This window comes from Paenibacillus sp. NRS-1760, from assembly GCF_050467785.1.
Classification (GTDB): domain Bacteria; phylum Bacillota; class Bacilli; order Paenibacillales; family Paenibacillaceae; genus Pristimantibacillus.
Genome location: NZ_JBITPK010000021.1, coordinates 864,696 through 887,549 on the forward strand (window position 1 = coordinate 864,696; position 22,854 = coordinate 887,549).

A 22,854-nucleotide genomic window follows, 5' to 3' on the forward strand; every position below is an offset into this window, starting at 1 on the left:
CCTTTCTTATATTTCTAATATTCGATCTAAACGTACAACAAAGTCTTGAAGCCAATTACTTTTTTCAATGTCATCTCTTAATTTTGATGATAAAGTTGCGCTATCACCAGACAATTTTTCGAATTCATTCACTTTAAATAATAGTAGGTTCTCCAAACGGTCTATCTCAGCATTAAAAAATGATTTAAGCTTTTGAACTTCATTATCAAGATACTCTTGGGCTTTATTAACATTATCGAGCAAGTCTTGTTTTGCTGGATTAATGACCTCTTCAGCTATTTTATTAACATCTACATAAGTTTTAGTTGTGTAGGTTGTCTCGTAATAGCCATCACCCCATGAGAAGGGATTCCACCACGAAGATGTTTTCACCCATCTTTCTCCGTCAGCAACTTTTTTTGTATATTTTAAACTATCTACTAATGATTCAGCGGCAGGTAACTCCGCAGTAAATATTTGAAAATCATCTTTTTTGATCGCATCACCGCTGACTTCGATTAAATCCTTAACATAACTGCGATATTCATCTAGTAACTGCTCTGCATCATTTTGCATAGTAGCTAGAATAATTAGCTCTATGTCTGTTTTAATGTCACTTTGCAATGAAGATATGTCTTCTTTTAATTTTGCAATTATTTTTTTAGCTTTACTTTCTTCAATACTTCCTTCGTTATTAAAAACAGCCGCAAAGTCATCAATTTTCGTATGAACCTTGCCTTCAACCCGTCTCATTACAGAACGAACATCATATTTCTTTCGGTTAATTCGCTCCTTAAAAGCACTTGCTTTTTGTCCGTTGGAAATCTCATCTTGAATTCGTTTCATTTGTAAATTAATACTATTGCGTAGTTCCTCATTATCGGACATTTCATTTTGTAATTTCTGTTCCATTTTCTTACCTTCAACTACATCCTTAAAAGAATTTACCGCAGCTGTTATTTTTGCCGTTACGGCGTACTTGTCCAAATATTCGTTTATTGCTGCTTCAATAGATGGTACTCCAGAATGTATTAATGCTTCGGCATATGTATCATTGTCTTCTCTTGCTTTCTCAATGTAATTTACAAGTTTCCGTTTCATCGAAATGCTTAATGGTGCGTATTTCACCAAATGCAGTTGAGGCTTTTTTATAAAGCGTTGATGGGAATTCAAAGTTTCCTTTTTTTTATCAGTTAGAGCAATTCCGTTTTGGTACATACGAATTACTTTCGCAGTCTCAGCGGAAACAGGGAAAATATTCGGGTTATTGATCCCTTTTTCTTGAAGATAATCTTTAACTTCTTTCAAAGTATCTTCAATGCTCTCTTCTTCAGGGTCAAAGGCATCCATTTTATTCACCGCAAAAATAAATCGGTCCTTCGATTGTTTACCTCCACTTTTCATTTGTTCAGCGACTATAGATAATAAATTATTATCATCATTTGTGTGAAGTTGTGTTGAATTTAATACATAAAGAACAACAGGTTTTGATTCATTTTTTAATACTCTATACGTATGATCTTTATGGGCGCTGTTTCTAGAATTATTTGGTCCTGGCGTATCTACCAAAATGAGATTCATACGTCTAGACGAAATATTTGGAATGCTCCCTTCAATTTCTATATGTGAAACTTCTTCGTTCTTATTAAATTCTTTCATGCGTTCACCATCTAATGGTTGGAATGGCTCAATTTCTAATCCGTCCTTATCAAAACAGCGTCCAATAAATTCATCTCGACCTGGGATATTTTTTATACTTGCTATTGTTGCTGTGCAAGCTGCATTCTTGGAAGGCATTAATTCTTTACCTAATAAGGAGTTAATCAAAGTTGATTTCCCCGAACTCATTGTCGCAATAACAGCAATCTCAAAATCAGAATTTAGGGCTTTCTCAAAATTCTTTCTTATTCCATCGCTGCGAAGTTCCTCGAATGGTCCGCGCTGCATTTCATCGACTAATTGGGTTAGTTCGCTTATTTTATCTTCTTTCCCTTCAGCTGGGATATGAGCTAGTTGTATATTAACCATCTTGCTTTGATTGTATTTTAAACAAGCTTCAGAGACATCATCATAATCGGGAAGCGTTCCTTGAAATACAAGTTTGAATTCTTTTTCATTAAGTTCTTCTATTAAAATATCAATTAACTGATCCAGCCATACCTGTAATCTTTCATTCTTAAATTTGGCTAATTGACTATCTTGACTGATTGCTTCATTATCATAATATATCTGGGTCTCAACTTTATAAGGGTTATAGCGAATAAATACTTCTGTCATAAGAATCACCTTCCATTTTGAGGTATATTTGATATTTGAAATAGTAAGCTCTCTAACACGTAAATACCTGTCTTCTTCATTGTTTCATATATGACTTTTGAACTTAAATATTCAGAGTCTATTTGAATATTTTTATTGGTTCTTACATTAATTGCGGGCTGAGAAAGAGACTTAATCAATTTTTTGTCAATATATTTATTCATGTCGTATTTAGGGTTTTTGAATAATTTCAATAGTGCAAGTGCATCACTCTTTTCTTTATTCGTTAGAGACCTTCCATCAAGTATATATCTATACAAACCTGCTGCGTATGAAGATATAGGGATAATAGTAGGTGAAACTATTCCATGTTCCATGACATAGTCTCTTGCTATACTTAAGGAGTCTACGATATCGTCATCTGCATCTAAATCCAATTGATCCGTTTTATTTAACAAAAAAATAATTTTTGTATTTCCCAACTGTCTAACAACTTCTTTTAGCAGATCACTGTCATCATTCGAGGCGAGATTAGTTGAATTGAGAATGTACAAGATTACATCGCTATTTCGTTGGAGCAGTATTTCCCGCGTGACAACACCATGCTGTTTATCCCTAGAGTTATTCGTCCCGGGAGTATCAATTAAGGAAATCTTGGTTTTCCTTAACATTGAATAGGGATTCATCATACCTTCAATCTCGATTCGATCTATTTCAGAGTCTAGATTCCATCTTCTTATATCATTATAAGTAATGTTCCATCGGCTATCTAAATATTTACCTGTAGCTAATCCGGCTTCTCTTGATAGCTTTGCATTATTAGTAAATTTCAAATACTTCGATGTACATGCTTTGTTTTCCGAAGGGAAAATTTTTTTACCAATCAGTGCATTCAATAAAGTTGATTTACCAGAGCTCATCGTTGCTATAACAGTGATATTGATGCCATTTACCAGTTGATGCTTCCTGTAACCCTTCATGCAATCATTAAAATACTTAAAAGACTCCATTTTTTTGGGCTTCAAAAGACCGTTAACGTCTTCGTTGGATGCTATTTTCACCAAAATTGATTTGACTTTTTCTACATAAGTCATTGGAATTTCAAAATAATCTGCAAGTAAATGGATGAAACCGTTATGCTGGAATTCGTTAGAATCCTTTAAATCAAAAAACAGTATTTCGCCTAATAGTAATCTACTGCAATATGAGTTTTTAAATTTTAATTTTCTTAGATCGGTAAAACCTAATTGCTGAAGCAAACAGTTAAACAGTTCGGTCTCATCCTGATACTCGATATTGTTTAACTGATTAATATCTTTTTCTTTAATACCAAAATTCAAGTAATAAGCAGACATTATATCTCTAATCTGATGTTCATCTCTTCTCCCAGTTCGCAGTCCAGCAAATAGAAATGATAGATAAGCCATTTTTGTTGAATAGAATTGGTTTAATACTGGATGTTTGCCTAAGTCTCGCTTAGCTAGAAACATCTCTAACTTGTAATTTGATGTGCCTATCATTATTGTGCCTTACCTCCAATATAAAACGATGATCCTGAAAATGTACATAACGTATCGGAATTCCAAATGAAATGATAACAGCGACGGGCATTCCAAAAACTTCCGACAGTAACTTACTTAATTCGACCAGCAGTTCCTAGTTCCCTTCTTTTTGTAGTTAAAAATACCTATGATTTTACAAACTAAAATAAGTATACATAAACTTAATGACATGGTGTTGTCACCAACCGTATGTTCGTTTATGCGTTTTTTATTCTTAGATTATGAAGAACTGTTGTACTTAGCTTGACATTAGAAAAGACGGCTTACGCCGTCTAATCATAATTTAATTCTGTATATTTTTTCTTACATTCAGGACACTCAGTAGTACAAGTTCGATTAAAATCGAGCTTCTCTTGAGAGGTTAATCCTTCAGGATAGGATTCAATCGACTTTACAAGCAATACAGCCCCACAAATGCAGTTAAACAATCTGCAGACCTCCCATCTTATCTGAGTTTATCCATGAGCTTCAACCAGGTATAACAAATAATTATCAAGGTCCGACAGGGAGTCAATTTCTTTTGAAATAATATCCAAGCCTTCTTCAAGGTATCTTAGTATTAAGTCATCGATTCTTTTCGGATCCATTGGTTCGCCAGTTTTCTCGATTAATATATGTTTGTACAACATGTATTCTTCACCCCTGGCAACCACACCATCACCAATAACGAAGTCGCTTTTAACTCTGTCCTTTGGTTCCGGAATACCATCGACTGAAACCAATCCCTTTACAAAGGCTAGTTTAATTGCCTCAGGTCGTTTGTCGTTCCAGTCCAATTCACTCATTAATTTTAAAAGTTTTTCCTCACCCTCACGGGATAAAGGTAATCTTCCGTTAGCCATAAATAATACTCCTATTCGAATGTAAAATATCCTTCACTGACTTTGGTAGCCGTTTCCACATCATCGTATTGAAGAAGGTAAGACTTCTGAACATATGGTTCAATCTCTTCAACGAAATCTTTTGTGATTTCTGTATCAGTTGTAAGTATGATGACCTGGTCGCTTAGGTTTGTAAAATAACGATTGACCAAATTCGATCGATGAATGCTATCCAGTCGTGCCAAAGGAGTATCGATTACGAAAGGGAAATTAGTTCCAGAAACCTTAGTTAAAGCCCAAATCATTGATAAAGCAATTAATTGCTTTTCACCTTCTGATCTTGAAGTCAAATCTACTTGATTATCAAATTCATCATAAATTTTTAGCGCAAATTCTTTAGGATCGAATTCCACACGATGTAAATCGCGTTTACGGAAAAGTTGAAGCAAAATAGATTCAATTTCGGTCTTAAGTTGCTTCGCTTTTAAAATTGTCACACGATCAATAAATTCTTTTGTTGCATTGATGAGCTTCGACATCATTTCTAGTTTTTGTTCAACGGGACCTAAATCTTGAATAGCTCTTCTTTTAGTCGTAAGCTCTTTTGAAAGGTCTTGATGCCTATCTTGGAGTCGACGCAACGCTTCGCTTCTCGATTTTCTTGCTGTGTAGAGGGAACCAAGTTTCTCAGATATATCTGCCAACTCTTCATCCATCTCTTTAGTATCGATTACGTCTGGTGCGTCTTCAAGCTGTGCCAATAATGATTGTAGTTCAGTATCGATTTTATTTCTCTTACTGATGAGCTCCCTTATATTCATGTTCATAGGTAAGTTCCAATTAAGGATAGCTTGCAGTTCATTAGGCGATAGATCATACGCATGCAGAACATTCATTGGTTCAACCTTAATCTCCTGCATCTTGTTAACCTTAACCCATGCATCTTTACCTTTTTCAGTCAACTGTTCCTTTTGATCGTTACTCAAAGGAGGGGTAGTTTCTTGGGCTAATAACTGGGAAATAAACCTGTCGTACGGCGCGAATGCTGCTTGGCTTCTATTTAAGGAAGCGACATGCCCTTGTTCTTTCTTTATTTGCTGTTGTAGTTTTTTCACAAGTGGATATACTACCATCTTAGGTAAGGAACGTCCGAAACTTTCTAGCGCCGCTTTTATTTTCTTTTGTTCACTTTCCAGTTCACCGACACGTCGGTTAATTTGAGCTTTTGTATTCGAACTACTTGCTAACTTTCTCCTTCTTTCCTGACTTATATAATCTTTCTTTTCTTTAAGAAATTCAATTTCTTTCTCGATTGGCTTATCTTGAGCTCTTAACGATTCTAATTCTGAGGCGCATTCCTCTAATTGAACAGTCAGCTTTAAAATATCTTCATTCTTTACGGACTTGGACAAATTCAATTCTGTTGTATATTTAATGCTCGATAGGTCACTGTGGAGTTGGTTATATAATTCCAAAGAAACGATTTTTTGAATCGCTTTAATTGTTTCTTTGGAATCGTGCTCTCCTACGAGATCTCTGATTTTCTCAGCATCAAAAATAAAAAATGGAGCTACATCAATCGGAATTCTCTGATCAATAAAATCATTAAATTCATCATCAGAGGCGGCTACCTCGCGTTTCTCTGAACCTGAAACTACATAAATTCTTCTTTGTTCAACAATTTCATTTTTATGATTTTGTTCAAATAAGACTTCAATTATATACTGACCAGTATGGTCACTGAAGGAAAGTTGAATATTGCTACTATTACCACCTTCTCTTTTGTGCCGCGTATTTATAGCTTCTTTTTTTATGACTTCATATTCATCTTTAGAAAACTTTCTCCTCCCGTAAAAACAAACATAAAAAGCATTAATCAAGGATGTTTTACCTGCTCCATTTAATCCTCCAACTAATGTTATGTTTTTCTTATAAGGAGAAAACTGCTCATGTCTTTTTTGTAACTCCATGTTTTGAACACCATAGTACGGTCTATAGTTTTCGAACTGAATATAATTAAAAATCATAGAACTTCCATCCCCGCTTCCTCGTCTTCCACCCATTCTTCAACATAATCTGAGATGCGTTCAAATATACCCTTTCTTTTTGCCATGTTCTTATCAGCGAATTCCTTTTCTATTTTAAATAGTTCACGTAAATATTGAGGGTCAACACCATGTTTTTTGCAAATTTCGACTAACAAGTCGTCTTCATCCTGTAGTATGTCCGTCAAATCAGTTGCCTCCCGGTGATTCAATGTAATCATTGCTTGTGTTCATCATAAAATGATTCATGTATAATTCTTATTATAGTAAATCTGTCCCACTTTATCTAGGAGGAATAGTGTCCAGATGGATATTCTCTGCTCGCCACATACTGAAGATATCGAATTAGAGTTAAACTCTCGAAACATTTTAAATAACCGTGTTTTGCACTTAACACCAACTTTAATATTGTATCGTAGAAGGCTTAAATACTATGCAAGAAAGTGGTCACTTCAAATACAGGTTAATAAGAATTCAACAAAAGACAGCAACATTGAAAAAGAGCTACATAAGTATATTGACCTATATGAGATCAATCAATTTTTAAAAAAACTTCGTTATAGTTCCCAGGTCAAAACTATTACAAAATCAGAAGCGAGTGTAATTCTGGAACGAGTGATTAAAGAAAACCCTGACACCAATAATCCTAGCTGGTTATCCGTACTTCATGATCTAGGTGTATTATTTTATGAACTCAACTTATCGGGTATTAATTCTGTAGAATTACGTCTATTTGATCCAAGTAAAAAATGGTCTCAAACCATCGATATATATGAAAAATACCTAAATCAATTACGAGCCACAAATGTATTTGATGGTGCACAATCTAGCTTTAACGCCTTGAGTGATTTGGATTTATCTGGTTATTCTGAATTAATCTTAGACGGTGCCTTTTTGCCGATCTCACCTATTTTGCAACTGATAATTGAAAAATTTAATATTCAAGGTAAACCAATTACAGTATTACTTCCTTATGACTTAGAGACCCCAGATCATCCAGCTCTAAAAGCCGTTAAAACTATTTATCAGAATTTTAAACCGGTTTCTGAGTGGAGATCAATACAAGAAATAAAATCACAATCACATTTTATAAACCAGCTGCCAAAAAACATATTTCGTTCAGACAAACAAATTTATTTAGATGCATCGTTGGAAATCTTAAAGTTTAACACTTTAGAAGAAGAGCTAACTTATATAATGCAGAAAATCTTTGTACTCATAAAGTATAAGGAAATCAGCCCAAAGAACATCGTTATCATTACACCCGGAGCTATGGAGCTTCGACCAATAATTCGTGAAATATCAGAGCAATATAATTTAAAAGTACATCTACCTAAGCGACCCTTGATGCATTTATCACAAGGACGTGCCATCAAGCATTTATTCGATATCCATACAGATATCCGTAAAGAACGCGACAGCTATTTTACTATTAAAATGATGAAAATAATACTTAGCAATTCGCTCCTAAAACATAGCGAATCCTTACTTAATGCGTTTGAGAAAGTGGAATGCTTCTTCGAAGATTCAGTATCCATACATGACTTTATTGAGAAAATTGATTCACTGCTAGCTGCAAAACCTCTGATTGACCTAAACCATCAACAACATCCTCTTAACGGTGTGGATGAATCGCAACTAAATGAAGTAAAAGCGGTATTGCAACACATACTTGAGATAAGTTCAACATTAATAAAAGGGAAAGCCCGGACAGTTGGGGAACACATTCAGAACCTAATTAACACTCTTGAAACTGATCCGCAAATTATCGATATATCTCCCCTGATATGGGAACGCATTTTGAAAATAACTGATAATGTCACGAACCAACAAAACATCACAATAAGCGGCTTCGAATTTGGATCTCGTATTTCTGCGCTTTTCACTGAGAACGAAGAGTTCGAAGAAGGAGATAAGCCGGTTGAAGATGAGAATGATATCTTTTTAGAAAAAGAAATTCTTGTTACTGGACCGAATAACGTTGAATTTCAACGTTATGATTATGTATTCCTGTGCAGGTTCACTCAAGATAAATATCCAGAAACAAAAACGCATAAATGGTACTCATCAAAACAAGTTGAACAACAAATACTCCTACACAAGACCAATTTTAAAATTTCTGATCCTAAGATTCTCGAGACTTTCTACTTAGATCGTGCAATGTACCATCTATATCTTACTATGCGTGCACCTGGGACACAGCTGACTATTTCATATTCAAGCATGGAAAACGGACAACCATTAACTCCGGCTCATTATCTCCATGATATAGCTAAGGTGTTTGGTGTAGAAGAAGGCAATCGTCTTGAAAATAAGAAGGAACCGTCATTAGAAGCATTACTTGAGAATTATGGCGTAATAAAAAATCCAGTCATGATTACTGCCGCTCCTTCTACGGACAATAACCATGAACGTAAAAAAGCTGACCTTATTGAACGTAGTTTCACTGCGGAAGAAGTGGCTATCTTTCAATATTGTCAAAGGCGATTTTATTATCAAAGTAAGCACCAATCAGAAAACCAATATACGCAAATTTTTCATTTGCAGTCCTATGCATCATCTTGTCTATACGAAAGAGCTATTGAACTGTTTATCTCAAATGAAACATTTCCAGTGGTTGCTTCAATTGACTCAAACAAGCAACAAGTACGACTCACAGCTAATATGAAAACTTACAGACGAACAGCCGAAGAAGCAATTAGAACTATTTTTCCTTTTGGTAATCGACAATGGCATAATGTCGTAGCCCAAACTGATTTTTTCTTAGAATCTTTGTTAAAGAACATCTTTGAAAACCAATTTGTTAAAGAGCTTAGAAGCAATGGGTTTAGCACAATTAGTGTCAATATGAAATTAGATAACTCCCCTGATATTATACGAATCGACGACTTTAGATTTAGTTCAATAAAAGAATTAGAAGTTCAATACTATAATCGTATGATTCATAGATACTCTATTTCTAATCGCAAAGATATACTTTCGTTCAGCTCAAAAAATTATGATGAAGCTGACTCCATGGAAGAAATAAAAAATTGGTACTTTAATTTCAAACGTGAATTCCGCAGCAAATCAGAAGCGGTGGTGAATGTGCTTAATGAAGTAGTAGCAGCAGTTAAAAACGGAGACTTCAAAAAAAATACCGGTGGTCATTGTATGTACTGTACTTTCAACAAAATATGCCGGGAACGTGAGGTCGACTTATGATTACAGAAGAACAGAATGCAGCGATAAATTCAAACTCGAAGTTTATTCTCGTTAAAGCAGGAGCAGGCACCGGTAAAACAGAAGTGTTAAGTCGTCGTATCCTCCGACTATTATCCGACCAACCTGACTTAAGTATTAATGACATGGCAGTAATAACTTTTACAAACAAAGCCACAGAAAATTTAATGGCAAGGTTGAAACTTTATTTATATCACAAATGGAAAACGAGCACTGATTCAGAATTAAAACAACGTTTTAGATATGAGCTTGAGGGTATTAATTCAGCTCAAATCTCAACGATTCATAACTTTTGTCAAACGGTTTTAGAAGAAGCAGGTCCAATCCACTACCCTGATTTTAATTATTCACCAAACTTTTCGGTGTCTGAGTCATCAATGCGTCAAGCTGTCGATCGTACTTTTGAAACTTGGTTTACTGAGCGCAGTGAAAATAACCGAGATATTTATCATGAAAGAGTTATGCCTTTTCATCATTTTAGAAAGACGTTTGTCGGTCTGTACAGCATGCTTCGGTCCCAGGGCTTATCTATCGAACAGGTAATAAAAAAGACCAAAGATTCCATTCTTATCGAAACAGGATTCCCAAGATATATCAAGCAGGAACTTGTGGATTTACTTGAGTTGATTATTAAGCTTCATCACCAACTCCGTTATCATACAATGGATCCCGACAACCTTCTTGAATATTGTTATAAAGTGCTGGTTCGAGATCCAGAAATCGCAGAGAGTATAAAAAAGAAATATAAGTATATTTTTGTTGATGAGTTTCAAGATACTTCAATGTATCAAACCGGAATTATTAAAAAGCTATGCGATGGGAGTAGCGGCAGCCCACATCTTTTTGTAGTTGGAGATAGCAAACAGTCCATATATCAATTCAGGGGGGCAGATTTAGCATCTTATCAATCAGTCGAAAAGTGGATTAAACGTTCTGGAGAAGTGCTTGATTTATCTACAAATTTTCGTTCAACAGGAGAACTTGTTATCCTGGTAAACATGCTCTTTAAAAGAATAAAAGATGCTCACCCTGAATACAGCTTTCAGCCAGAACCATTAAAGCCAAAGGAAGAACTAAAAGTGCCTGTCTACCTGACAGATGCATATGAATGGCTGATTGCAAACGATGAAGAAGGAATTACTCAACCTGATTTAGTTGCAAACTATATTAAAGAAAAACTCGATCAAGGCAAACAACCAGGTGAATTTGCAATACTGTTTAGAAAGAATTATCAGATGATGGAATTTGCCACTGCACTCGCTAATCAAAACATTCCGTTTCAACTTATTGGGGCTGGTAATTTTTATAATCAGCGTGAAATAGTTGATACTTATAAGGTCTTAAATTTTATATCTGATCCAACGTCATCCATTAATGCTGAAGAGGCATTGGAAACTATATACTTTGCCCACGATAAAGAAAGTATGCACACAGTTACAGATGAATTAATTTCTAACCTTGAAATTAGAACACCAGCTCAATTATTAGATAAGCTTTATCAGGTAACAAAGATTCGGGAAAGACTTGTTAGAGACAATCCTCGAGCAGCTGCAAACTTGAATAAACTAAAAGATCTTAGCCGAAGTATCAGCATTAAAGAAAATATGCAGCTAAATGAATATATCAGTTGGCTGCATGCCATGATTGCCTCTCATAAAGAAGAGCAACAATCCGACATTCCTGTTGGTGATGAAACAAATGCGGTAACCTTAATAACTATTCATAAAGCTAAAGGGCTAGAGTATCCCATTGTTATATTACCTCATCTTGATGAAGCTACAAGTCAAACAGTGCTCGCTCCGCCAATATTATATAGTCAGGATACGGGATTGGAATACAGCTATAAGCCCTATTATGGAGAGAAGAACGCTCCCCGCATTCAGAGTAATGAATATAGTAACATTATTAAAGATTATCAGAACGAGCTGCATTCGGAAGAACTTCGTGTACTCTATGTTGCCTTAACACGAGCAGAAAAAAAATTAGTGCTCGTCGGTGACGAGCACTGCCCAAAAAAATCAGTCTGCTTTCAAAACTGGCTTAAATTGATCTAACTCATATCTGAACTGGAAAGGTAAACATTTAGAGAGTTTTCTTTAAGCAAGCTTCTTAAAGAAAGCTCTCTTTCTTCATTTATTCCAGACAGCGAAATATCCATAATGAAGATGAAATCCGAGCTTAAGTGTGATTTCAGCTTATCAAGCGGAAGTATATTTACCCCAAAATCGTTACGATTATGCAAGGTACATGCGATTCCCATCGATATACAAATGTTATTTATCTCTTCTGCAATTGATCCATTCTTGGTAAACTTGTCCTCTACATAATAAATATAGATGTTGCAAAGGGCTACACCTTTTGCATACTGATTTCTAATTTCAGTTGCGATAAACAGTATTTCATCAATAATACTGGGTAATATAGTAAGCCTTCTCTTAAAATCTTCAAACCATAGCTGTCTTCGCTCATCAAACCTAGGTACAATAATATCAGGGTAAAGAATTCTCTGAACCTCTGTTAGTACATCATTACTTAATTTTGGAATTTGAAACTTATCCCTAATGGTTTTTATAATTTTTGATTCAATTTCACTTTTGAAATCATCAGCTGTAAAAATCCATTTTTCTGGTATAGTCTTTTGAATGTTCTGGTTTAGGACATCATCGGATGTAAGGTTTACAAACCAACAAGCATAGACAACTGGAAACTTTAATCTTCCTTGATAGTTACCTGAGCTATTAACTAACAGATTCGATTGTTCTAATAGATTGATCAGTTTGTATGCATAGCCCCTCACTTGTTTCAATGGAGCTGTTACTTTCTTCGGGTTACCATCAGCAAGTATTGTCCATGATTCAATTGTCATCTGTTGAATCGTATTAAGTTTGTAATCCTTTACTTCGAGTACAATCATCCCGTAATATGGTGAAAAAAGAATGAAATCTGGATTATCTCCATCTAATGAAGGCTCATGGAAACCAATCCACGAGTCAACAAGATTGTTCTGCAGAATCTCAAGGACTTTATTTTCACCCTGAATCTTCGGAGATGGAGAAGCTGGATAAAATATTGCCATATTAATCCTTCCCTTAGCCGCGCGTCATTTTCCTGCTAATGCATTACAGAAACTTTCTATTTCTTCAACAGTATTCGTTTTAGACAAAGAAATCCTAACCGACGATCGAACTTCATTGAGGCTTAACCCAATACTCTGTAAGACGTGTGATGGTTTACTTGAACTACAAGCAGATCCAGTTGATATTGCAAATCGATCTGATATCTTCTTTATCAGCAACTCGTTATTGATGCCTTTGAATTGAACATTCACTATCCCAGGTATTTTATTGTCTTTGTCACTGTTAAATTTAATCACATCAGTAAATGCGTTAGATAGTCTATTTCTTAGTTCAATCTCAAGGCTTGAAAGTACAGCGGCTGCTTCTAACTGCTCTTTAATTGCTATTTCAGCTGCTTTGCCAAACCCAACAATATTATGTACACTGTGTGTGCCACTTCGATATTCATTTTCCTGTCCCCCTCCATGAATCAGAGGTACAATCTTTGTTTTTATACCTAAGGAATCTTTACGTATTATCGCTGCCCCTATTCCCTTTGGACCATGAAATTTATGAGCAGAACATGATAAAAAACGCACTTCTGTATTTTTTAAATTAACGGGCACTTTTCCTACAACCTGAGTTGCATCTGTGTGAAAGAATATCCCTCTCTCCGCAGACTTCTTAGACATGTACTCAATGTCATTTAACGAGCCCAGTTCATTGTTCCCCCATTGTATACTTATAAGCGTTGGTTCAGCTTCTAGACACTCTTCAAACTCATTTAAATTAACACGACCAAACTTATCGACGCTTAAATACGTAACCTTAACTTCTTTACTCTCTAGATATTTTGCTGTCTCCATTACTGAAGAATGCTCCGCTTTGCTAATGACAAGGTGTCGCTTATTTCCTCCGTACATCTCTACCACACCTTTAATTAACATATTGTTGCTCTCAGTAGCGCCTGCTGTAAAAATAACTTCGTCAGTTTCACAGCAAAGAAGCTGGGAAACATGGTTCCTAGCTTCTTCGATTGCGTTTTTTGCATCTATCGCAAATTTATAATATTTGCTGGATGGATTTCCGTATGATTCATACAAGTAAGGTATCATTGCATCCACAACTCGTACATCGACTTGCGTAGTTGCACTGTTATCAAAATAGATCATTTATCCCACCCCAGGCATCTTGGTCATTAGGTTTATAATCATTTTTTCTTGATTACCGGCATATTCATACTCACTTTCCAGAATAGATATTCCGCGCTCAAGATGTGCATTAAATAGATCTGGGAAGAACTCATCATCCGATATTTCTCTGTGTGAATGCTGGGCAATCAATGACTTAAATATAAAATCATACGAACCAGTAAGAGTCGTCCTATTAAACTCCAAACCAGATGTGTCTTTTACGAAATTAACCACCGGCTCTGGATTTCTCAAAGAAAGCACTACTGCATATCTAGACAAAATATTAGGAGTCATTCGGATTTTATCTTGTAGTTCTTTAAGTTTCTCGGCAGTTTTTTTTGAAGTTCTTAGCCTAAAGTTCATGATTTATTTCCTCCTGTTTAATGGACATATCAAAATACTTATTAGTCCATTTGACAGTATTCTTTTCTGCATCATAGTCAATCGTGTATGTCTTAGCTAGTATCGGTTCTATAGATAAGAAGTTTTCTTCATTAATCTCCGAATCAGTCGATAAAATGATCACTTGTTCTCCACAACGGGGAATAAAATATTCAATAATGCTTTTTTTATGAGTTTGGTCCAGACGACCTAATAATGTGTCAAAAACAAAAGGTAACCGTCTATTTGAACACATTGCCATCGCCCAAACGGTTGATAACAAAAGAATTTGCTTCTCACCCGCTGATAAATTATCGATCATTATTTCTTCCTGTGCCGGATCGAAAATCCTTAACTGGAATGTATCTGGATTGATTTTTACTCTAGTTACGAAAAGTTCTTTCCTAAAAATCGCTTGAAGCATGTGCGCAGCTTGCTGCTCAACTTGTTGAAGTTTCTTTCTGATCTGCCTAGTTCGAAATTCACGACTAACATCCAATACACGGGTTGTAATTTCAAATATGTTACCCGCTTTTTTTGTATTAATTACCTTCTCTTTTTGTGAATCGTATTCTTTCGTACTAAAATCCATCTGAACTTGAACAACTTCAATAAGTTCTTGTAGTTGTTTTCTCTTCATTTCTAACACTTTCAGTTCATCTTCGATATCACGTATGTTTTCAATTAGTTCTTTCAAGTCTGATGATGAATCGTTCTTATCAATTTGCTTTTTTAGTTTTTGAACTTTCTTTAATAATTCAGAGTTCTTCTTGAAGTCATCCAACATGTCATCAGGCTCAAAAGCTTGCACTTGTTTATAAAAAGACTCGATTTCTGCACGCTGTTGACTTGAAGCACCATGAATAACCAATTCATCTTCTGAAGAAATCAAATTATAAAGTCCATTCAGAATAAGCTCTGTATTCTCGTCAGAAAGCTTATATCCATTTAAGTTTGCATTGATAAGCTCCTTAAACTGCTCCCTCTTTAACATGGACTTAACATTATTTTTCACTTCATTCTTCGATTCACTATTCATTTGCTCAACAGTAGAACTAATCAAACTTTTGACAAGAACAAAGGGAAATAAGCTTTGTATGAATTCCCTGTTTTTCTCCATCATTAAAAATCTTTGATTTTCAATGGTGCTTATTTCTTCCATAAATGCATCTCGGCGCTCTTTAACCAAACCACCATGAACATTAAATTGTCTAATCTGCTCAGCCAGATGAGATACCGTGTCTTCGATTTTAAGTTCAAGAGCATTAAGCTCTATTAAAGTTTGATCATTCTTTGTTATAATTTCATTTCTCTCATGTTCCAAGTCCATCAATTTTTTTTCTTCAGATGATAGAGCGCCCATGATATCATCTTGCTTTAGATAATTGGAAAGATCGAATTCTAAGCTTTCAAAAAGGTCCAAGTTAAACATAACCTTCGCTGTTTGTTGGAGGTAATCCGACAATGTCTCCTTAGAGACAATTTGTGAAATCTTCTCCCCGTCAAATAAACAAAACTCAAGTAACTGCGGAGGAGTTTCCTCACGCAGCCTTGAGAAGAATAATTCTATATCTTGATCGTCCATTAATAATCCATTGCGTTGAACAGTGAGCCCTTCTTTTAAGCTATTTTTAGCTCTTGTCCAACTGCGGTTGATAGTATAATCGTTTCTTTTCCAATCCTCTACAATTTCTACGTTAAGTATGATTTGAAAAAAACGATCGTTTGTTTTTTTTGCCTGGGAGTTTAGTTTACCTTCAATTTTTTCAAAGTAAGCAGGAGATTCATTTTTCAAACCATAAGCGAATGTTCCATATAAGGCTAGTCGTATAGCTTCAAGAATGGTCGTTTTTCCGGAACCATTCTTTCCTCCGAAAAGAACGACATTTTTATTTTTTCCCATTGTATGAAGATCAAAATCATATCTGCCCCAGAACTGCCCAATATTCACAAGTTGCAATCGATTAAATTTCATTCTTTATAACCTTCAACTTTCCCATAGTGTAACCAATCTTGTTTCAGAATCTTATCAAATTCTTGGAATAAGCCTCTCCGAACACGGTACCCACTATAATTTTTTTCAACATTAACTAGTTTTTTTATAAGCTGCATACTGACTTGATGTTCATCACAAAGGAATTCCAGATCTGTAATCTGGTCTTCTTCGAACAGAGCTCGCTCATTATATTCCCAGTCCAAATCTCGCCCCATAACCTCACGATATATCATTGGCACACTGTCATGCCAATCTTCCTCATCCAGCCATAACTTACGAATATGCTTAAGTTCTTCAATTGTAATGAGTTCATAATCAGAATCATAAGGATTTACGACTCTTCTCTGGGTTTCAAGGAGCTTCCTTAAGATCTCTTTGCGTGCCTCTAATGTGAAGGGACCGAGACCTAGTTCACGCTCATCACCTTGCCCAACAAAGTATATACTCCCGTTCATACGACGCTTCTCGCGCATTTCTCTGTTATCCCTTATTTCAGACAACCATTTTCGATACTCAGCAAGCGGTCTTAACCATTCTTCACCTGATTCAATAAATCCATTCAGCGCTTTATCTTCTGTTACTACCGTGCATGTCCAACATCCAAAACGGCTATTCCCACAAGATCCAGCACTTTCTTTAATATCCTTATCAACGATTAACGGACATTCTCCACCTGTAGAGTTTTGATACAATGCATGTAGCTCGTAATTATCATTACCCCAAGGAGACTCTTCGTTGAGTAAGTAATTCCACACATCTTCTAGATCGAAATGTCTAATTGGAGCATAAACATATGCATTGGAAAGTGTCGAGTGTCGCATCAAGACTTTCCCTTCAATAGTGTGGTTTTCCATGACCTGCGCTCTTGTAGCACTTTCGGAGTCTCGAACACCAAGGACCATAATCACTTCACCAAAATGGTCAACCTTGTCTTTGATAAATTTATTTGCTGGATCAATTTTCATGCGGTCAGTGCACCAACGGAATTTTTGGCGCGGCGAAGGATAACCTTTCCCAATAATTGATGACCAGAAACTTTTTTCAATTTCTGGTCTCACTTTATGGGTTTCGATTGGAAGGTCAAGTTCAAGAGCTTTCTCTTGAATACGCATTAATGTTTTATTAATCGATGCTATTATCAGTGGTGTCTCTACAAGAGTATCTGAAGATATAATGTACACTTTTTTATGTCTCTTCTGTTCCGGCATTTTTAAAATGGCATTAAAAATCAACTGTACTAGCACAGTTGAGTCCTTTCCGCCGCTGTATCCTACTACCCAAGGCAATGAATCCATCATATATACATTCTGTATGTTTTGAATCGTATCTTCTATCATTTGGTTATTTAAAAGGTTTATCATGCTGTCTCACCTGCTCTCATTTTGTTTTCAAGCTCCTGCTCTTGTTGATTTAATGGAAGACCAATTTTCCGCTTTATTAAATTTGAAGTAAGCTGGATGGAATCACCGCTCTTATTTATTCTTCCAGTGTGACCATAAGAACGCCCAAGCCACTCTAGATTATCCCTACTCCAGTCAATTTCGGATAACTTATTAATATAGGATTTCCAATCACTAGGGTGATTTAACATTAAGTAATTTCCTATCAACCCGATTGCCTCAAGAAATACACCATGTGCATTAATATAATTCAATCTGAACTCGGTAGGAGTTAATTTCTTATTTGCGACTAGGTACCATTCGTTTATCGATGAGCTCAGTTCATTCCAGAACATGCTCAAAAAGTCTTTCTCCGAATCTGAGACAATATCTCCTTTGCGCTTATTTAAAATTTTACTATTAGTATTGAAAATGTTACTTAATACAAATAATTTAGGAGAGTGCTTAGAGAGCGACTGTTTTTCTTTGTCAGTATAACGTTCAAGCACTTTTATTTGCTGAACAATCTCTTTCGTTATATTAGCAAGTTGATCGCGATGCTCGTACAATATTCCAAGTGATGACGTTGTATTCACAGCATGTCTGTTTAAGTCTGCGAATGTCTGTTGGCTCTTTGTAAGCCCGTCATCTTTAAAGAAAACAACTGATATATTCTCTTGTCCTAATTCTGGGGATACCTTTAACGCTTCTTCAATGGCAGCACGTCGATGCTGTCCATCATTAATAAGCATTCGAGCATCCAATGAGATAGATAAACGCCCTAAATTATTAAAGTCCAAGTCGTTAGTGTACGATTGAAACTTCATTTGTCCATCAACTGAAGCTGTTAATGAACTAAAGACATAATCGCTTGGATTATCCAATATGTAGCTTGCGATTTCAGGTATTCTAGCTCGGTTTAATGTTCGTTGCGCCCGATATTCAGGAGGTATTTCCTCCTCGTCAAACACGAAAATTTTAGGTATAAGCTTAAGTGGGCACATAACCACATAAAACTCGCTTCCTGCCTGAATACCTCTGAGTGCAGGAAAACTATAAGCAAAAGTAGCATCCATGTTAATAGTAATCACCTCATATTACGTGCGTAGACTCACAAGTCTATGTTATTCGAAGTTAGTTCGTGGGTCAATACCAAACGGAGAAATGTAACATTTTATCATAGAAAATCGAAAAAGTGAACACAGCAAAACTTGCTGTGTTCACTTCAATAGCTAATCAATTATCTGCTGGATGATTTCTGGTATTTCAGCATGGTCGTTATACCATATTATTTGAATGCCCATCTTTTGAAATTCCATCTCTTTAAAGGTATGTATGTCATCTAAGAAAGACTGCAATAAATGTGCAGATTGTTTATTGACTTGGTTCATAAGATCTTTGCCCAGCAATTCCTCTGCGTTTTCAAGGTCCTTCCTTTCCATCAAGGCATAATGTTTTACTTTGTTATTACGTCTAGATGCTATATCAAGTAACCGTCTCATATTAGGGTCTGTAAAGGAAATGCCGATGAACAAGCAGACACTTTCTTTTAGTGTGTAGAGCTGTATAATATTTGACCACGAGTATGCATCAGTATAAACAGTATGGTATGCTTTTTCACTGAAGACAATCAAATTTCCGTCTTCATTATCAAACGAAGTGTCGTTTTGAGGCAAATATCCGTGTACATGGTAAATCGGCAGGTTTTCTGGGCTAATCTCAACATCTTCTTTAAACACAGGCATTGGCTTGACCGTAAATGACAATAGATTTTGCTCCAACAAATCGTCAAAATTAAAAGTAACCACTGAACGAACCCTGTGGAAGTTTTTTGGAATACATAATTTTGCTATCCATTCCAGTTGAGACGAATTGTATTTTTTATTTTTATCTTCATATAAAGCACTTCTAATGAATGGTGATAGTTCCTTGTAATCTCTCTCCGCTAACATTAGCTCAAAAAAATGAGCATTTGAAATAGAAGATCCGTCTGCCTTGAGGTGAGTTAGTACATCAGTTAACATTTCGTAGTCGCCATCTTTAAACGTTCTATTAGCGATCGACCACTTTCCCTTTTCCTTGCTTATTTTTCTAATAACCTCAAGGTTAAGCTTTTTTAATAGCGTTTTCCAGTCAGGCAAAGTCGCGGATCTTGAAACACCGGCACCTAAAAATAAAGAAAGTTGATTTCTGACAAAGGCGTTATGAACCTGTTTAATATACTCAACACGTTTTTTCTTCCACTCTTCAGCATTTTGAATTTTCTTTGGAGTGTCAATAATGGGGGAGTGTAACAATTCAATTTTCTCATCAACTTGTTTAAAATATTTGGTTTCTGAAGCGCCTGACTTATTATAATGCTCAGATCTACGCCGAATTTGGTTTCTTAAAACATTTTCTTTATCGTATGTATTAAATTCGTATAGATTGTTATCGAGGATTTGCTGTAAAATTTCTTTAATCGTTGCTGGTCTTTCGAGTTTTTTCAGAACTAAAATGGCTGCCTCGTATATTTTCATTTTCATCCTCGTTTCTTGCAGTTCATAGTTTAACAAAATAGCCATTGCCATCAATTTGAAATCGGCAATGGCTATTTTTTCGTAACATTTTCGTTATGCCAAGTATTTGAGTACGTTTTTTGTAAATTGGCAATAAGGACACTCGAGTTGTTTGCTTCTTGGTGATGCAGGATGAATACTATTGCTTAGCTTATTTTGACAAATTGAATGCCATAGTTGACATTCTAAGTGATAAGCATCTTCCACGCTACTGGCGTATTTAAAAACAAAATACTCAAAACAGAATAGATGATATGATTATGTGTAGCTAATCTTGTTTGTAAGCAACCATCTGATCGCCCGATGTATTTGACATTAAATCCATTCTCGTTATCGCCAAGCATGTATACGCCTGATCTTCTAGGTCTAATAACTCTCCGTACAACCTTTGGCAAAAAAATACGTGGGGTCAGCATCAGAATTAACCTTTTATCTCAGCTGTATTAATAACATTTGCAAGCGCAATTCCCCATTGGTTTCTTAAATTCATTAATATTTGATCGTTCCCTTCAAAAAATGATTCTGATTTTGCGTAACTGAGTAGAAGAAGCATAAAAGCTTGCCTAATCTTACGTTGATCATCAGAAAGAGTTCCTAGGTAGAAGTCAGAGTCCTCATCCATTTCCTCAATTGACCCGCATAAAGGTTCAAACACGTTTTGATAAAACGGATGATTAACATTAAGCTTAATAATAATTTTATCCAGCATGTGCACTGTTTCAAAGAAGAAAATTTGAGGAAAACTCACTGGAACAATGCTGTAAGGTCTCTCCTCCAGCTCTTTACGTTTCTCCTCGCGAGATTTCTTTTCATCTACGATTTCATCCGTTATACGTTCCAACTCTTTTACATATTTCTCTTCCGGTACATCAGCGCCGCGCTTCCCCTTTGGTTGGGTCTTATCGGCTTCAGCCATTACATCAGCAGCATCTGTAAATGCATCTGTTTTATTTGCCCGCTCAACCTTTTCCTTACCCCAATCTCTCTGGATCTCGTCACGAAGAGAGTCAACAGTTTCAGCAATTTCTCTTCTGATTTGTTCCTTGAGAAAGGATACCGGTTCTGCACCCCGTTTGATAAATTTAACTGTGAAGTATTCGTCGAGTTCAGGAGGGAAAGAGATTTCACATCCCCAAAAACGATCGTGGGGCTTGGCAGTAGATTCCCCCTTCTTACCAGTGATATATGGTACATGGGCGTAAAGAACTTCCCGGCTAGCACGAAGAATCGATATCCCTTGGTTTTCATCTATCCTTCGTTCTTTTGCGAACGGGCGACCACCATCTCCTGCTGTCTTTCGCCATTCCTGAGGTAAAAGAGTCATAGTAATTTGAATATCAGCTGTTTTCCCAGGTTGGTTGGGCACTTCAAGCGGAATTGTCTTAGTCCCGCGCAATTTTGCTTTTAAATCAGGTTGATTGGGGTTCTTTACGTCAAACCTTGTTGGACCCAGACGATACAGTGGGTCATGTAAATAAATCTTGTCTTTGTTGAGCCACATGCTTAAACCGCCATATATAAACTTCCTGTAAGTTCTACCAAGGTAGTTCGCAAGTCCTGCAAGTTGTTCATTGACTCGTCCCTTTTTACCGTCGACAAGTCGATCACACCTTTGCAGTATGATAATCGTACCTGTCTGGTTTTCAAGTAATTTTGCATACTCTTCCGGCGGATTTGATTCAACAGGGATAGGAACCCTCTTCTGCTCTTCTTCACGTATCATATCCAAATCTATATAAGTATAGGTAAAGGATTTTTTAGCATCGTCTCTAGAATAGACTTCGAGCCGCCGACCAAGTGAGATGCCACCAAGAGTCAAACCAACTCCAAATCGTCCAATGCCAAGCCCTCCATTTGCTTTAGGTGGGCGTGGAGAATCCCCCAAGACGAGACAACGATTCTGAATTTTCACATCCATTCCTAAACCGTTATCAATTACCGCAATCTCTGAGATAAATTCGTATTCTTTTTTTTCATTTTTTTGCTTTTCAATTTTAGCTCGAATCCAGATGCTCGAAGCATTGGCTTCAATTCCATTGTCCACTATTTCTCCTAAGCCGCTTGCAATGTCATACTCTGCATACCTCAGTGATTCGTACATGCTTTGGGGACGGATTAAGTTAAGACCCTCATCTGCATCTTCCTTCACTAACGGTTGCCCCAGGTCAAACTCTTCTTGCTTCAACTGTTTTGCCATTCTACTTCCTCCTAAAAATGATTTGCGAGTCCGTATTCTGCTCGTTAACAACTAAAAGAGACCTGCAATTAGGCAGGTCCCAAATGGTTGTATGTTAAATGAGAAGAAATAGGTCTATGTCGTCAAACCATGCGTAAAAAGACACGGCGAATTGAGGAAATAGATGCATAATCTAAGAAGTGATAACAGTTCCAGTTATTCTGACAACG

15 protein-coding genes are annotated in these 22,854 nt (G+C 36.1%); 2 read left to right on the plus strand and 13 right to left on the minus strand.

Annotated features, from left to right (window positions below):
- Positions 1–6: 6 nt before the first annotated feature.
- The 5 genes from ACIFSR_RS31585 to ACIFSR_RS31605 all read right to left on the minus strand — a co-directional run bounded on the left by ACIFSR_RS31585 (position 7) and on the right by ACIFSR_RS31605 (position 6,851).
- Positions 7–2,256 carry a dynamin family protein gene (locus ACIFSR_RS31585; RefSeq protein WP_430062970.1) on the minus strand — a complete coding sequence of 750 codons (2,250 nt, stop codon included), beginning with the start codon at positions 2,254–2,256 and terminating at the stop codon, positions 7–9.
- 5 nt (positions 2,257–2,261) lie between these two features.
- Positions 2,262–3,755, minus strand: coding sequence for a dynamin family protein (locus ACIFSR_RS31590; protein ID WP_430062973.1), 1,494 nt, complete (start codon positions 3,753–3,755; stop codon positions 2,262–2,264).
- Positions 3,756–4,252: 497 nt separating this feature from the next.
- The gene (locus ACIFSR_RS31595; RefSeq protein ID WP_430062976.1) at positions 4,253–4,639 is read right to left on the minus strand and encodes a hypothetical protein; all 387 of its coding nucleotides are present in this window, start codon (positions 4,637–4,639) and stop codon (positions 4,253–4,255) included.
- An 11-nt stretch (positions 4,640–4,650) separates the two neighbouring features.
- Positions 4,651–6,681, minus strand: coding sequence for a DNA sulfur modification protein DndD (gene dndD / locus ACIFSR_RS31600; protein WP_430062979.1), 2,031 nt, complete (start codon positions 6,679–6,681; stop codon positions 4,651–4,653).
- A complete protein-coding gene (locus ACIFSR_RS31605; protein ID WP_430062982.1) occupies positions 6,642–6,851 on the minus strand; it encodes a DNA modification system-associated small protein in 210 nt (69 codons plus the stop codon). Before ACIFSR_RS31605 ends, dndD (ACIFSR_RS31600) begins: the two co-directional genes overlap by 40 nt.
- Before the next feature lie 118 nt (positions 6,852–6,969).
- Here ACIFSR_RS31605 and ACIFSR_RS31610 point away from each other — a divergent pair, with 118 nt between their 5' ends.
- Complete coding sequence (locus tag ACIFSR_RS31610; protein ID WP_430062985.1) at positions 6,970–9,867, plus strand: hypothetical protein; 2,898 nt, start codon at positions 6,970–6,972, stop codon at positions 9,865–9,867.
- Positions 9,864–11,939 carry a UvrD-helicase domain-containing protein gene (locus ACIFSR_RS31615; RefSeq protein ID WP_430062988.1) on the plus strand — a complete coding sequence of 692 codons (2,076 nt, stop codon included), beginning with the start codon at positions 9,864–9,866 and terminating at the stop codon, positions 11,937–11,939. The genes ACIFSR_RS31610 and ACIFSR_RS31615 overlap by 4 nt, the downstream gene beginning before the upstream one ends.
- Here ACIFSR_RS31615 and ACIFSR_RS31620 read toward each other — a convergent pair.
- The 8 genes from ACIFSR_RS31620 to ACIFSR_RS31655 all read right to left on the minus strand — a co-directional run bounded on the left by ACIFSR_RS31620 (position 11,936) and on the right by ACIFSR_RS31655 (position 22,645).
- Positions 11,936–12,961, minus strand: coding sequence for a nuclease-related domain-containing protein (locus ACIFSR_RS31620; protein ID WP_430062991.1), 1,026 nt, complete (start codon positions 12,959–12,961; stop codon positions 11,936–11,938). The two genes, ACIFSR_RS31615 and ACIFSR_RS31620, sit on opposite strands and share 4 nt — an antisense overlap.
- A 24-nt stretch (positions 12,962–12,985) precedes the next feature.
- Entirely contained in the window at positions 12,986–14,113 is a 1,128-nt protein-coding gene (locus ACIFSR_RS31625) for a cysteine desulfurase family protein (RefSeq protein ID WP_430062994.1), read from the minus strand.
- On the minus strand, positions 14,114–14,497 hold the full coding sequence (gene dndE / locus ACIFSR_RS31630; RefSeq protein ID WP_430062997.1) for a DNA sulfur modification protein DndE: 384 nt from the start codon (positions 14,495–14,497) through the stop codon (positions 14,114–14,116).
- Positions 14,487–16,490: a DNA sulfur modification protein DndD gene (dndD, locus tag ACIFSR_RS31635; RefSeq protein WP_430063000.1), complete on the minus strand. Its 2,004-nt coding sequence runs from the start codon at positions 16,488–16,490 to the stop codon at positions 14,487–14,489. The genes dndE and dndD (ACIFSR_RS31635) overlap by 11 nt, the downstream gene beginning before the upstream one ends.
- Entirely contained in the window at positions 16,487–17,872 is a 1,386-nt protein-coding gene (dndC, locus tag ACIFSR_RS31640) for a DNA phosphorothioation system sulfurtransferase DndC (protein WP_430063003.1), read from the minus strand. The genes dndD (ACIFSR_RS31635) and dndC overlap by 4 nt, the downstream gene beginning before the upstream one ends.
- Entirely contained in the window at positions 17,869–18,966 is a 1,098-nt protein-coding gene (gene dndB / locus ACIFSR_RS31645; protein ID WP_430063006.1) for a DNA sulfur modification protein DndB, read from the minus strand. The genes dndC and dndB overlap by 4 nt, the downstream gene beginning before the upstream one ends.
- A gap of 156 nt (positions 18,967–19,122) precedes the next feature.
- Positions 19,123–20,409, minus strand: coding sequence for an SIR2 family protein (locus tag ACIFSR_RS31650; protein WP_430063009.1), 1,287 nt, complete (start codon positions 20,407–20,409; stop codon positions 19,123–19,125).
- 460 nt (positions 20,410–20,869) lie between these two features.
- Positions 20,870–22,645, minus strand: a complete 1,776-nt coding sequence (locus ACIFSR_RS31655) for an ATP-binding protein (RefSeq protein WP_430063012.1) — start codon at positions 22,643–22,645, stop codon at positions 20,870–20,872.
- Positions 22,646–22,854 lie beyond the last annotated feature (209 nt).